12 protein-coding genes are annotated in these 13,819 nt (G+C 74.0%); 5 read left to right on the top strand and 7 right to left on the bottom strand.

The window, feature by feature from the left end; genetic code table 11:
- Positions 1-137 precede the first annotated feature (137 nt).
- The 4 genes from ABZX96_RS18700 (at position 138) to ABZX96_RS18715 (ending at position 6,479) form a co-directional block, all read left to right on the top strand.
- Positions 138-1,826 (top strand): FAD-dependent oxidoreductase, encoded by a 1,689-nt coding sequence (locus ABZX96_RS18700; RefSeq protein WP_355545750.1) that lies wholly within the window; start codon positions 138-140, stop codon positions 1,824-1,826.
- Positions 1,823-3,712 carry a transketolase gene (locus tag ABZX96_RS18705; protein WP_355545652.1) on the top strand — a complete coding sequence of 630 codons (1,890 nt, stop codon included), beginning with the start codon at positions 1,823-1,825 and terminating at the stop codon, positions 3,710-3,712. Before ABZX96_RS18700 ends, ABZX96_RS18705 begins: the two co-directional genes overlap by 4 nt.
- A 263-nt stretch (positions 3,713-3,975) precedes the next feature.
- Complete coding sequence (locus ABZX96_RS18710; RefSeq protein WP_355545752.1) at positions 3,976-4,965, top strand: phosphatidylinositol-specific phospholipase C domain-containing protein; 990 nt, start codon at positions 3,976-3,978, stop codon at positions 4,963-4,965.
- A gap of 290 nt (positions 4,966-5,255) precedes the next feature.
- A complete protein-coding gene (locus tag ABZX96_RS18715) occupies positions 5,256-6,479 on the top strand; it encodes an FAD-dependent oxidoreductase (protein WP_355545654.1) in 1,224 nt (407 codons plus the stop codon).
- Positions 6,480-6,580: 101 nt separating this feature from the next.
- On the opposite strand, the gene ABZX96_RS18720 is transcribed toward ABZX96_RS18715, so the two are convergent.
- From ABZX96_RS18720 to ABZX96_RS18740, 5 genes are all read right to left on the bottom strand, one after another.
- On the bottom strand, positions 6,581-7,213 hold the full coding sequence (locus tag ABZX96_RS18720) for a TetR/AcrR family transcriptional regulator (protein WP_355545656.1): 633 nt from the start codon (positions 7,211-7,213) through the stop codon (positions 6,581-6,583).
- A 225-nt stretch (positions 7,214-7,438) separates the two neighbouring features.
- Positions 7,439-7,954: a DUF5949 family protein gene (locus ABZX96_RS18725; RefSeq protein ID WP_355545658.1), complete on the bottom strand. Its 516-nt coding sequence runs from the start codon at positions 7,952-7,954 to the stop codon at positions 7,439-7,441.
- Between the two features lie 147 nt (positions 7,955-8,101).
- Complete coding sequence (locus ABZX96_RS18730; protein ID WP_355545660.1) at positions 8,102-8,305, bottom strand: antitoxin; 204 nt, start codon at positions 8,303-8,305, stop codon at positions 8,102-8,104.
- 42 nt (positions 8,306-8,347) lie between these two features.
- Positions 8,348-8,641 (bottom strand): hypothetical protein, encoded by a 294-nt coding sequence (locus tag ABZX96_RS18735; protein ID WP_355545662.1) that lies wholly within the window; start codon positions 8,639-8,641, stop codon positions 8,348-8,350.
- Positions 8,642-9,025: 384 nt separating this feature from the next.
- Positions 9,026-9,784, bottom strand: coding sequence for a hypothetical protein (locus ABZX96_RS18740; protein WP_355545664.1), 759 nt, complete (start codon positions 9,782-9,784; stop codon positions 9,026-9,028).
- 876 nt (positions 9,785-10,660) lie between these two features.
- On the opposite strand from ABZX96_RS18740, the gene ABZX96_RS18745 reads away from it, so the two are divergent.
- A complete protein-coding gene (locus tag ABZX96_RS18745) occupies positions 10,661-11,953 on the top strand; it encodes a cytochrome P450 (RefSeq protein WP_355545666.1) in 1,293 nt (430 codons plus the stop codon).
- A 141-nt stretch (positions 11,954-12,094) separates the two neighbouring features.
- On the opposite strand, the gene egtD is transcribed toward ABZX96_RS18745, so the two are convergent.
- Together egtD and egtC are read right to left on the bottom strand one after the other, a co-directional pair.
- Positions 12,095-13,057 carry an L-histidine N(alpha)-methyltransferase gene (egtD, locus tag ABZX96_RS18750; RefSeq protein ID WP_355545668.1) on the bottom strand — a complete coding sequence of 321 codons (963 nt, stop codon included), beginning with the start codon at positions 13,055-13,057 and terminating at the stop codon, positions 12,095-12,097.
- The gene (gene egtC, locus ABZX96_RS18755; protein ID WP_355545670.1) at positions 13,054-13,809 is read right to left on the bottom strand and encodes an ergothioneine biosynthesis protein EgtC; all 756 of its coding nucleotides are present in this window, start codon (positions 13,807-13,809) and stop codon (positions 13,054-13,056) included. The genes egtD and egtC overlap by 4 nt, the downstream gene beginning before the upstream one ends.
- Positions 13,810-13,819: the final 10 nt, after the last annotated feature.

A 13,819-nucleotide genomic window follows, 5' to 3' on the forward strand; every position in this document is an offset into this window, starting at 1 on the left:
CCCGATCCACCCCCAGGACCCACCCGAAGCAGAGTTCCCCACCGCCTGGAGGCCCGATGACCCAGAGCACACCCGCCGGCCCCGCGCGTTCCGACCGGCCCGCCGAGACACCCGACCGGGCGGGCCGCCCCCGCGTCGTGATCGTCGGGGCCGGGTTCGCGGGGTACCAGTGCGCCCGTACGCTCGCCAAGAAGGCACGCGGCGCCGTGGAGATCGTGCTGGTCAACCCCAACGACTACTTCCTCTACCTGCCCCTGCTGCCCGAGGTCGCGGCCGGCGTGCTGGAGCCGCGCCGGGTGTCGGTGTCCCTGACCGGCACGCTGCCGGGCGTCCGTCTCGTCCTCGGCCAGGTGACCGGCGTGGACCTGACGAGCCGTCGCGTGACGTACACCGATCCGGAGGCGAACACCGGCACCCTCGGGTACGACCGGCTGGTGCTGACCGTCGGCAGCGTCAACAAGCTGCTCCCCATCCCGGGCGTCACCGAACACGCGCACGGTTTCCGGGGGATGCCCGAGGCCCTGTACCTGCGCGACCACGTCACCCGGCAGATCGAGCTGGCGGGGGCCGCCCGCGACCCCGCCGAGCGGACCGCGCGGACCACCTTCGTCGTGGTCGGCGCGGGGTACACGGGCACGGAGGTGGCCGCCCACGGCGTGCTGTTCACCGACGCGCTCGCCCGGCAGAACGCCGGGCTGCGCGGCGACCGCCGCCCCCGCTGGATGCTGCTGGACCTCGCCGACCGCATCCTGCCCGAACTGGACCCGCGGCTCTCCCACACCGCCCACCGGGTGCTGCGCAAGCGCGGGGTGGAGGTCCGCACCGGCACCTCCGTCAAGGAGGCCACGTCGGACGGCGTGCTGCTGGACGACGGGTCGTTCGTCGCCAGCCGGTCCCTGATCTGGTGCGTCGGGGTGCGCCCCGACCCGTTGGTCGCCTCGATGGGCCTGCCGACCGAACGCGGCCGGCTGTGCGTGGACGAGTACCTGGCGGTGCCCGGCTGCACCGACGTGTGGGCCTGCGGCGACGCCGCCGCCGTCCCCGACCTGACCCGTCCCGGTCAGCTCACGCCGATGACGGCCCAGCACGCCCAGCGTCAGGGCCGGGTCGCCGCCGAGAACGTCGCCGCGTCCTTCGGGCGGGGCACGCCGCGCCCGTACGCCCACCACGACCTGGGCTTCATGGTCGACCTCGGGGGCATCCAGGCCGCCGCGAACCCGCTGCACGTTCCGCTGTCGGGCCCCGTCGCCAACGTCGTGACCCGCGGCTACCACCTCCTGGCGATGCCCGGCAACCGCGTCCGGGTCGCCGCCGACTGGACGCTGGACGCGCTGCTGCCGCGCCAGGGCGTCCAGCTCGGGCTGGTGCGCTCCTGGTCGGTGCCGCTGGACACCGCCACGCCGGAACTCGCCCGGGTACCGGGCGGACCGGAGGAGAGCGGGGACCATCATCAGGACGGGGAGCGCCGCCAGGACGCGGGCCGCCGCCCGGACGAGGGCCACGGCCGCCGTCCGGACGGGGAGCCCCCGCGCGCCGCGCGCTCCGGACCGGCCGCCACGCCCCCGTCCGCGGAGGCGACCCGGCCGCCCGGGGAACCCCCGTCCGCCCAGGCCACCGACCCGAACGCCCCGCACCGGCCAGAACCCCCGAACCACCCGCAGACCCCACAGGAATCACAGGACACACCGCAGGACTTACCGCGGTCGCAGGACGCACCGCGACCGGAGGAGCCCCACCGCCCCGGGACGTCCACACCGTCCACACCCCAGCCACCCGTCACACAGCAGCGGACCGGGGGGCCGCCCCACCACGGAGGACGAGCATGAGCACCCACCCCCACGACCCGGCCGGCCCCGAGGGCCGCGCCCGCCACGACCGGATGCGCGAGCTGGCCCGGCAGCTGCGCGTGGACTCCGTACGCGCCGCGGACACCGCGGGCTCCGGGCACCCCACCTCCTCCCTGTCCGCCGCCGACCTGATGGCGGTGCTGCTCGCCGGGCACCTGCGGTACGACTTCAACGCGCCCGAGAACCCCGGCAACGACCACCTGATCTTCTCCAAGGGCCACGCCTCGCCCCTCCTGTACTCCCTGGGCAAGGCCGCCGGCGCGATCAGTGACGAGCAACTGCTCACCTACCGCAAGCACGGCAGCATCCTGGAGGGCCACCCCACCCCGCGCATCCCATGGGTGGACATCGCCACCGGCTCCCTCGGCCAGGGGCTGCCCGTCGGCGTGGGCGTGGCCCTGGCCGGGCAGCGCCTGGACCAGGTGCCCTACCGGGTCTGGGTGCTGTGCGGCGACAGCGAGATGGCCGAGGGCTCGATGTGGGAGGCGTTCGAACACGCCGGGTACGAACGGCTGGCGAACCTCACCGCCATCATCGACGTCAACCGCCTGGGCCAGCGCGGCCCCACCCGCCACGGCTGGGACCTGGAGGCGTACGCCCGCCGCATCCGCGCCTTCGGCTGGCACGCGATCGAGATCGACGGCCACGACACGGAGGCCGTCGACCGCGCCTACGCCGAGGCCGCGTCCACCACCGGCCAGCCCACCGCGATCATCGCCCGCACCCACAAGGGCTACGGCGTGTCCGCGGTGGACGACAAGGAAGGCGCGCACGGCAAGCCGGTGCCCGACGCCCAGGACGCCATCGCCGAGCTGGGCGGCCGGAAGGAGGACCTGCGGATCGAGGTGAGCCCGCCCCTGGACACCGAACGGCGGCTGCGCACCGGCCGGGGCGATCCCGACCTCCCCCAGTACAAGGTCGGTGACGCGGTCGCCACCCGCACCGCGTTCGGCGAGGCGCTGGCGGCGCTGGGCACCGCGCGCGGCGACGTGGTGGCCCTGGACGGCGAGGTCGCCGACTCCACCCGTGCCCAGTTCTTCGCCGACGAGCACCCCGAGCGGTTCTTCGAGTGCTACATCGCCGAGCAGCAGATGGTGGCCGCGGCCATCGGCCTGCAGGTACGGGGCTGGGTGCCGTTCGCGGCCACCTTCGCCGCCTTCTTCACCCGCGCGTACGACTTCATCCGGATGGCGGCGATCAGCCGGGCGGACATCTGCCTGGTCGGCTCGCACGCCGGGGTCGCCATCGGGGAGGACGGCCCCTCCCAGATGGGGCTGGAGGACCTGGCGGCCTTCCGCGCCGTGCACGGCAGCACCGTCCTGTGCCCGTGCGACGCCAACCAGACGGCCCGGCTGGTCGCCGCCATGGCCGAGTCGCGCGGCATCCGCTACCTGCGGACCATGCGCGGCAACTCGCCGGTCGTCTACGGCCCGCAGGAGACCTTCCCGATCGGCGGCAGCAAGACGCTGCGGGCCAGCGACGAGGACCAGGTCACCATCGTGGCCGCGGGCGGCAGCGTGCACGAGGCGCTGAAGGCCGCCGACGTACTGGCCGGCGAGGGCCTGGCCGCCCGGGTCATCGACCTGTACTCCGTCAAACCGGTGGACACCCGGGCGCTGCGCGAGGCGGCCCAGGCCACCCGCCGCCTGATCACCGTCGAGGACCACCGCCCCGAAGGCGGCCTGGGCGACGCGGTCATGGAGGCGTTCAGCGACGGCCGCCCGGTCCCGCAACTGGCCCGGCTGGCCGTGCGCACCATGCCCGGCTCCGCGACCGCCGCCGAACAACTGCGCGCCGCGGGCATCGACGCGGAGGCCATCGCGGCCACGGCCCGGGGCCTGGTGACCCCGACGACGACAACCTGAGGGCTCGTCACCAACTGACGCACCGTCAACAGCGGGCGGGAGTTCCGGAAGGGAACGCCCGCCCGCTCCCGTATGCCCGCCCCCGCCGCACCGCCGCAGCGGCCCCTCCCGTACCCTGCTCCCCGATCGATCGCCGCGCGCCCCGGGGCCGCGGCGATCGCGCTGACCGGACCGACCGGCCGGTCACAGCGATAACGAGGGGAGCGCGGGGGACCGTGCACAAGTACCGAATACGACGTGCGGGGACGGCGATCGCGGCACTGATGGCGATGGTCGCGGCGGCGGCCCCGGCGGAGGCGCAGCCCGCCGGGTCCTACGGCGCCACCACGTCGGTGGGCGTCCACAACGCCTACGAGAAGAACAAGTACCCCTACTTCGCCGACGCGTTGGACTCCGGAGCCTCGCTCCTGGAGCTGGACGTGTGGACCAACAGCCTGGGCCGCTCCTGGCGGGTCTCGCACAGCAACCCGCTGGGGAACAACAACAACTGCGCCGCCGCCGGCACCTCCGCCGAACTGCGCGCCAACAAGCGCGACCAGGACCTCGGCGGCTGCCTGGCCGACATGAAGGCGTGGCACGACGCCAACCCCGGCCACCGGCCGATCATGGTCAAGGTCGAGATGAAGGACGGCTTCAACGGCCGGGCCCAGCGCGGCCCGGCCGAGTTCGACGCCCTGGTCCGCAAGCACCTGGGTGACGCTGTCTACGGGCCCGGCGACCTGATCGGCAAGCACGCCGGACTCGACCAGGCCGTCCAGGCGAACGGCTGGCCCACCCGGTCCGCGCTCGCCGGGAAGTTCCTGTTCGAGCTGATCCCCGGCACGGTCGAGGAGGGCAACCCGCTCGACAAGCTGTGGACCGACCGCGAGTACGCCATCCACCTCGACTCCCTCGCCAAGCAGGGCAAGCTCGCGCAGGCCACCGCCTTCCCGGCGGTGCACGGCGCGGCGGCCGGCGACCCGCGCACCCGCTACACGGACGCCGCGCTGCGCCCCTGGTTCGTGGTCTTCGACGGTGACGCGGCGACGTACCTGGGCGGCACCATCGACACGTCCTGGTACGACCGCCGCCACTACCTGGTGATCATGACCGACGCGCACAAGGTGCCCCCGGCCATCGACGGCACCAAGCCCACCGAGGCCGAGGCCAAGGCCCGCGTCGACCTGATGGCCAAGGGACACGCCAGCATCGCGACCGCCGACTGGTACCCGCTGCCGCAGGTCCTGAAGACCGTGGTGGCGCGGGGGGCCTGAGTCAGTTTCATCCCGTGTGGGCGGCCCTTGCGCGGCGGGCTGCCCACACGGGCGCGGTCGCGGGCGTGCCTGACGGTTGCTGCGGCGTGGGGGGGCTCTCCACCCCGTTCTTGTCATGCTCATGCCGTAAACATTTCGCGTTACTCCACGGCGGACGAAAAGGCCCCGCGACTCGGACACATCGCCCGGCCGCCCGGCCGACGACCGCCGTGATCGGCGACTCACTAACCGATCGGTCAGTTAACTGACCGATCGGTTAGAGTGATCGCACCTACGAGGGGAGTTGTGGCATGGAACGCACCACCGTTTGCGTCGTGGGCGGCGGCCCGGCGGGCATGATGCTCGGATTGCTGCTGGCCAGGGCGGGGCTGGACGTCACGGTTCTGGAGAAGCACAAGGACTTCCTGCGGGACTTCCGCGGCGACACCGTCCACCCGTCGACCCTGCGGCTGCTGGACGAACTGGGCCTGGGCGAACGGTTCGCCGCGCTCCCGGCCCGCCACCTCGAAGAGATGTACATGCGGATCGGCGACACCACCGTGGTCGCGGCCGACTTCCGCCGCCTCCCCGGACGGCACCGCTGCATCGCGATGGTGCCGCAGTGGGACTTCCTCGATCTGCTGGCGAGCGCCGCGGCCGAGGAACCGACCTTCACCCTGCGGATGAGCACGGCCGTCACCGGCCTGCGCACCGAGGCGGGCCGGGTGACCGGCGTCCACCTGGTGGACGAGGAGGGCCGGCCCGGGGAACTCGCCGCCGACCTGACCGTCGCCTGCGACGGGCGCGACTCGCTGGTCCGCCGCGCGGCCGGTCTCCGCCAGGTCGGCTTCGACGTCCCGATGGACGTCTGGCAGGTACGGGTACCCGCCCAGCCCGACAGCGGGAAGGAGGGCAAGGTCTTCGCCCGCTTCGGCGGCGGCCAGGCGGCGGTCACCATGGACCGGGGCGACTACTACCAGACCTCCTACCTGATCCCGAAGGGCCGGGACCGGGAACTGCGCGCCCGCGACATCCAGTGGCTCCGGGACCGGCTCGGCGAACTGTTCGACTGGGGCCCCGATGTGACAAACGCCATCGGCTCCTGGGACGAGGTCAAGCTGCTGGAGGTGACGATGGGCCGACTGCCCCGGTGGCACCGGCCCGGCCTGCTCTGCATCGGGGACGCGGCCCACACCATGTCCCCGGTCGGCGGCGTCGGCGTCAACCTCGCCGTCCAGGACGCGGTCGCGGCGGCCCGCCTCCTCGCCGGGCCGCTGCGCCGGGGACGGGTGACCACGGCGGACCTGGCCCGGGTGCAGAAGCGGCGCTGGCTCCCGATGGCGGTGACCCAGAAGTCCCAGATCGGCGAACACGAGATGCTGCTGCGCCCGGCCCTCGACGACACCCTGAGCGGCGACCGCCTCCCGGCCCCCCTGCGACTGCTGCGCCGGGTCCCCGCACTGCGGACGGTGACGGGCTACATCGGCGGCATCGGCATCCGCCCCGAGCACGCGCCGGACTTCGCCCGGAGGTGACGCGGGCCGGGCGGGGGCGGCTCACAGTGGGGGAGGGGCGGCCGGGCTGACCGGCCAGGCCGGAAAGCGTCCCGAACGAACCAGCGCCCCCGCCCCGCCTGTCAACCGCCCCGGTGCTCGATCGCGTACCTCGTGAACGTCTCCAGCTCGTCGGCCGCCGCGTCCAGGTCCAGTTCCGGGTGCGCGAGCCAGTGGGAGATCACGCCGTCGATGGCGCCGCCGATCGCCAGCGCCACCGCCTGAGTGTCGAAGTCCCGCAGCTGACCGGTCTCCTGGCCCGCCGCCAACAGCCGGGCCAGCTCCTGCCAGCGGTCGTGGGTGTCGTGGGAGCCCGGCGTCTTCAGACGCGTGCCGCCGGCGTCGTCCAGCAGCATTTCGGTGATGACCCGTACGTGGCGGCGGTTGGCCTGCTGGTAGCCGATCATCGCGCGGACGTAGGCGATGACGGCGGCGAGCGGGTCGGGCGCCGCCGCGACCCGCTCGGTGACGTGCGCGGTGAACCGCTCCAGCACGTGTTCCAGCGTCGCCCGGGTCAGATTGTCCTTGGACGAGAAGTGGTACAGCACGGCGGCCTTGGAGATCCCGGCCCGCTCGGCGATGGCCGCCAGCGAGGTGGCGGGGTAGCCACGGGTGGAGATCAGGTCGATGGTGCACTGCACGAGCTGCTCCCGGCGGGCCCGCTCCGTGAAGGTGGGGTTCCCGGCATCGGCACCGGCTCCGCGCGGACCGGTCATCGTCTCGCCACCCTCGCCTCTCCGCCCGTCTCCCGGACGTCCTCGCACGTCGGCGCGCCCGCGCCGGTCACCACCAGACCGTACACCGGGGGGCGGGACGGTGATCGGGCGGGCGCGGGGGACGGGAAGGGGCGCGGTCGTCCGGACGGGACGGGAACCCGCGAGGCGGGAACGTGCGAAGGCGGACGGGGCGCGAACGAACGCGGACGGCCCGAGACGGCCCGTTCAGCAAGCGGCGGCGCCGCGCAGCCGCGTCAGGGGCAGCCAGCAGTGCGCGCTGGTCCGCAGCATCTCCTCGTCGGTCGCGAACGCCTTGAGCGCCTCTTCGGAGACGGGCCGGCGCGGCACCGCCTGCGGCCACGGCCGGGTCGTGAAGACGGCGTACGCCCGGCCGCGCGCCCGCACCGCCGCCAGCCACTCCGCCGTCACCTTGGACTGCAACGTCGTGCCCGGCAGCGTCAGCACCGCCCGGTCGGCCTGCGCCAGCAGCGTCACCGGGAGGCCGGGCACCTCCGAGCCGTCCGTGACGTCGTCGCCGATCGGCAGCCTGGCCCGTTCGAGCAGCCGTTTCATCGCTGCCGTGCCCGCCTCCGGGCCGTCGCACCCGTCGCCCAGCGAGTACGTCAGGAGGAAGGCGACATCCCGTCCGTCCAAGTAGTGCTCGCCGCTCCAGGCGATCATCAGGAAGGTGCCCAGGGGGCCCCGCTGGGCGCTGCCGCCGATGGTCCGGGGTGAGGTCATGGCCGGCACCCTAGCCGCCGGCCACGGCCCTTCGTACGGCTGTTTCACCCGGTCGGAGCAGTGATCGCGGCCAACTCCGCCGAACGGGGCGGGCCGCCGCACGGACGAGCGAGCGCGCCCGCGCGACGTGGCCGGCCGGGGTGGGCGTCAACCCTGCGAACGGTCGCGGTCGCTGTCTCCGCCGGCACCGGCGCCGAACTGGCCCCGGAGCTTGTCCTGCGCGGTGTCGACCTGACCGCTGTACTTGCCCTGAGTGCGCTCGTCGAAGGCGTCTCCCGCCTTGTCGATGCCCTTGCCGGCCTGGTCCTCGTGGCCCTTGAGCATCTGCTTGAGCTTGTCCATCACCGACATCGTCGTCCTCCTTCGGTGTGGGGCGCCCCCGCCTCTCCAGGATCACCGCATCTCAGGTGTCACGCATCCCGCCGGGGCGGTGGCGCCGCCGCCCGCCCGCACGGCGTCCACGGTCGCCTGGTGCAGCGCGCGGCTCTCCGCCTCGGAGGCCGCCGGGACGGGGCTGCCGCGCAGCGTGAACCAGTCCTGCGCCCCGGTGTACTGCACCGCGAGGTGCGCCTGCCCCTCGGTCCAAGTGGTGTGCACGGTGACATCGCCGTTGATCAGACCGACCTCGTCGGTGGCCACCCCGCCGGCCCCGGCGATCACCCCGCAGGTCGTCCACGCAGCAAACATCGCGTTCCGCCTCTCCGCCTTCTCGCCGACCCGGCACGCCGGGTCACTGGAGACGGTGACGCGGAGGTGCGGGACACGGCGCGGTACCTTTCTCCCATTATGTGAGATTTAGAGAAAAAAGCCCCTATGTGGGGCCTGCGATGGCGTGCCGTGGGGGCGTGAGGCGCTGGAGAAAGCGCCGTTGTTTGTGCACGTACGCCGTGCTGCGGGGGCGTGCGCCGTTGTGCGCTGGTTTATGGTTAAACTTAACGAGTGAGCGGATGACGCGAGGCGTCCCGTCCGCCACCCCTGTGCCGCCCCGGCCGGTCCCCCCGCCGGCCGGGGCATTCCCTTTCCTCGCGGGCCGCGATGCCGTCCGGCGGTCCCGGCGCCGGGAAGGCGCGCTCACAGGTGAGGGAAGAGCTCCGTGAACGGTTCCGTGGTCGCCGCGATGCCGCGGCTGAACGGGGCGTCGAAGTCCCAGACGAGGAAGAGCAGGAAGGCGATCAGGGCGCTGAACACCCCTGCCACCACCAGCTCGCGCGCCGACCGGCGGATCTGCAGGGCGAACAGCATCCCCATCGTGATCACGGCCCCGATGATCAGGCCGAACCACACCACCGACGGCAGGGTCGCCCCCGTACTGTCCGCGCGCGCGTTGCGCGCGTCGTCCGCCGCCGCCACCTGGTCCAGCAGGGGCTGGTAGGACTCGCTCTCGAAGTCGTTGCCGGGCCGGTGGTCGGTGACGTCCGCCCGCACCTTGCCCAGCAGCACCGTGCCCTGCCGGGTCACCTGCTGCCGGGAGGCCATGACCGGCCATTCGCGGTGGACGACGTGCGCGACGTAGCGGTCGATGTCGGCGCGGATGTGGTCGCGCACCGGCGCCGGGTATACCCGGACGCGTTCGCTCACCTCGTGCAGCGCCTGGGCCTCCTTGCGGACGGTGTCCTCGGCGGCGCCCCGGGCCTCCCAGACGCCGGCGATGGCGAGCCCGAGGACGATGGCGTACACGACGCCCACCATCATCGTCATGTACTCGATGACGTCGGGCGTCTCCGTCGTGTCCTCGTCCTCACCGATGCGGCGCTGCCGCAGGACGATGATGATCAGGACGACGGCGCACGCCGCGGCCATGGCGATGCTCAGCACCAGCCATTCGGACATGGGGACCTCCTTACGAGGAGCGGCGTCCGGAGGAACCGGACGAGGAACGTGAACGGGGCCGCAGGGCCACCGCGGCCAGCACGGCCGGAGCGGTGATCAGCAGCAGGCTGGTGACCATCGACTGCTCGCCGTGCGCCGGCTCCGCGCTCGCCGGCCGGTGGTACGGCGGCCGGGGACGGGGCGAGGGCGACGGCGGGGCAGTGGTGGGTGGCGCCGGTGGAGTGGGCGGCACCGGGCGGGCGGGAACGGGCGACGGCGGCCGGGGCGCCACCGGAGGCGCGGGCCGTGGCGGCCGGGGCGGTTTCGGAGGCGGCGGAGGCGCGGGCCGGGCTGGGGGTGCGGTGGGGGACGGCGGCGGCGCGGGCGGGGAGGGCGTAGGGGACGGGGGAGGAGGCGGAGGCGGCTTCGGCGGAGCCGGGGGAGACGGAGAGGGAGGCGGCGACGGAGAGGGAGGCGGCGACGGAGGTGGGGGAGTCGGGCTCGGGGAGGAGCAGGAGGACTCCTCGTCGGGCGGCGGCGCCCCGGCCCAGGCGCAGTTGCCCTGCCCGTCGTCGGCGCCGCTGCCGCCATGTCCGTCGCCGCTCGTGGGCGGCGGGGACGGCCGTACGGGCCGGGCGCCGAGGGCGTCGCCCCTGCCCTCCCCGGCCCATGCCCCTTCGGGAGGGATGCCACCGCCGCCGTCGTCCCCGGCGTACGCCGGGCCGCTCAGGGCCAGGACCGCGAGGGCGGCCGCGGCGGCGGCCATCCGGGAGTGGCGGCCGGCGCGTGATGATCCGTTAAGCACATGCACGTCGAAATCCTGCGCGAGACCGGCGGCGGCCAGCCTCCGCAGCCAGCCGATTCCCCCGAAGGGCGACATCCCGTACGGTCGCGTGTGTGACGGTAGTTGAGGTGTTCACCCCGCGGACCTACGCCACCGACGTGCCGTACGCGCTGTTCCGCGAGCTGCGCGCGACGCGTCCCGTGTGCCGGATCGACGAGCCGGCCGTCGACGGCTGGCCGGCCGGGCCCGGTTACTGGGCGGTGCTGCGGTACGCGGACGTCCGGCACGTCCTGCGGTCGCCCGACCTGTACTCCTCGCACCTGGGGGCGACCCAGATACGCGACCCGGACACCGAGCGGGACCTGCGGTTCGTCCGCTCGATGATGCTCAACCAGGACCCGCCCGAGCACAGCCGGACGCGCCGCGTCGTCGCCGCGGCCTTCACGCCGCGCGTCTTGGGGGAGTTGGCGGCGGCCATCGACGCGCGGGCGCGCGAGCTGGTCGGAGAGGTGGCCGAGCGGGGCGAGGCGGACTTCGTGGCGGTCGCCGCGGACCTCCCGGTGTGGACGCTGGCCCGCGTCATGGGCGTCCCCGAAGAGGACCGGCGGCTGCTCCAGGACTGGGCGGACCGGATCATCGGCTACCAGGACGCCGACCACGCCGCGGCGAGCACCGCGGACCCCGCGCTGTTGAGTCCGCTGGGCCGGTTCGCCCTGGAGCACCGCCCAGCCCTGGGGGTCCGTCCGGACGGCCGGCCGGTCAACCCGCGTTCCCGGGAAGCGCTGGCCGACATGTTCGCGTACGCCCACGCGCTGGCCGAGCGGCCGGAGCCGGGCAGCATCATGGCGCGGATGCGGGAGGGCGGGCTGTCCCGGGCGGAGTTCGAGAACATGTTCTTCCTCTTCGCGGTGGCCGGGAACGAGACGCTGCGCAACGGCATCCCGGGCGGGCTCCTCACCCTGCTCCGCCACCCGGACGCGTTCGCGCGCCTCCAGAGGCAACGCGAGTTGATCGCCCCGGCCGTCGAGGAGATGCTGCGGTACTGGCCGCCCGTGATGAACTTCCGGCGGACCGCGACCGCCGACACCACACTCGGCGGGCAGCGCATCGCGCGCGGCGAGAAGGTCGTCGTCTACCACGCGTCCGCCAACCGGGACGAGACGGTCTTCCCCGACCCCGACCGGTTCGACATCGCCCGCACCCCCAACGACCACCTGAGTTTCGGCTACGGCCCGCACTTCTGCCTGGGCGCGCGGCTCGCCCGCCTCCAGATGCGCGCCGTCCTGCGGCACGTCCTGGACCTGCTGCCCGGCCTGGAACTCGCGGGTGAGCCGGTCCGGTTGGTGTCCAACTTCCAGAACGGGCTCAAGCACCTGCCGGTCCGGGCGGGCGGAAGGGGGCGTTGACCCGGACCGGGGGCGGATGCCCGTTGGGACACCGGGCCGGACCGCGACCGGACGGGGAAGCGGACGCCCCCGTGGCGCGACCGGAGGGGGGCGCGGACGGCACCAGGCCGACCCGCGCCCCCTGCTCCCGCCCCCTCGCCCCTACTCCTCCCGCACCGACAGCGACAGCGCGAACCGCCCCGCCGTGTCCGTCCACCACCGGTGCAAGGTGAGCCCGGCGGCGGCGAGTTCGGCGCGGACGCCCTCCTCGCGGAACTTGGCGGAGACCTCCGTCCGGATCTCCTCACCCTCCTCGAAGCCGATCACGAGGTCGAGCGCGGGGATCTTGACGCTCAGCTCCTTGCGGGCCCGCAGCCGCATCTCGATCCACTCCCGCTCCGCGTCCCAGAGGGCGACGTGGGTGAAGGCCGACGGGTCGAAGTCGGCGCCGAGTTCGCGGTTGAGGACCGACAGGACGTTCTTGTCGAAGGCGGCGGTCACGCCCTCGGCGTCGTCGTACGCGGCGAGCAGCGTCCTCTCGTCCTTGACGAGGTCGGTGCCGAGCAGCAGGGCGTCGCCGGGGGACAGCATGGCGTGGACGGACTTCAGGAACGCGGCCCGCTCCCCGGGCAGGAGGTTGCCGATGGTGCTGCCCAGGAAGGCCAGCAGCCGCGGCCCCGGGGCAGCCGGCAGGGTGAGGCCCCGCTGGAAGTCGGCCACCAGGGCGTGCACGGTCAGGCCGGGGTGGTCGGCCAGCAGGGCGCGGCCGGCGGCGGTCAGGGCGGTCTCGCTGACGTCGACGGGGAGGTAGGTCTCCAGCGTCGGCAGCGCGCGGATGAGGTGGCGGGTCTTGTCGGAGGACCCCGAACCCAGCTCGACGAGGGTGCGGGCGCCGGTCGCCGCGGCGATCTCGGCGGCGCGGGCGCGCAGGATCTCGCGTTCGGCCCGGGTGGGGTAGTACTCCGGCAGCGTGGTGATCCGGTCGAACAGGGCGCTGCCGCGGGCGTCGTAGAACCACTTGGGCGGCAGGTGCTTGGGTGTGCGCGTCAGCCCCTCGGTGACGTCCGCGCGCAGGGCGGCGGCGGTGGCGTCGGCGGGCAGGACGCGGGTGACGGTCAGGCTCACGCGGTGGGCTCCTTGAGCGGGGTGAGGAGGACGTCGGTGGGGGTGGCGGCCAGCAGCGTGCGGTCGGGGACCTCGACCCAGTGCGGCGCGTCGTCGTACGGCTCGGAGGCGACGGTGGTGCCGCGCCCCGGCTCGTGGCGGTAGAAGAGGGTGTCGCCCCAGGTGGTGGCGGTGATCGTGGTCCCGTCGGTGAGCAGCAGGTTCAGCCGTGAGCCGGGGGCCGCGGCGGCCACCGGGCGGACGGTCTCGGCCAGCGCCTGGGACGGGTCCAGCCCGTCCGCCAGCAGGCCGTGCACCAGCGCCCACACGAACGCGGAGTCGCAGCGGGCCTGGAGGCCCAGCAGCGTCTCGGGCGGCAGCCCGGCCGCCAGCGGGGCCAGGGACCGGGGCCAGCCGCGCACCGCGCCGTTGTGGCTGAACAGCCAGGGCCCGGCCGCGAACGGCGCGGTGGCCGCCTCGGCGTCCGCGCCGGACTCGGTGGCGTCGCGCACGGCCGCGAGCAGCGCGCCGGTGCGCACCACCCGGGCCAGGTCGAGCAGCGAGCCGTCGGCCCAGATGGGCCCGGCCCGGCGGTAGCGGGCGGGCACCGGGTCGCCCGGCGCGTACCAGCCGATGCCGAAGCCGTCGGCGTTGACGGTGCCGTGCGCCTGGTGGCGGGGTGCCCAGGACTGCCGGTACAGCCCGTGCGGCGGCCGGACGATCAGCTCGCCGATGGGCACGTCCGCCCCGACGTAGGCGAGGTGGCGGCACATCAGGGGCACC

It is taken from the genome of Streptomyces sp. NPDC003077, assembly GCF_040611095.1.
Taxonomy (GTDB): domain Bacteria; phylum Actinomycetota; class Actinomycetes; order Streptomycetales; family Streptomycetaceae; genus Streptomyces.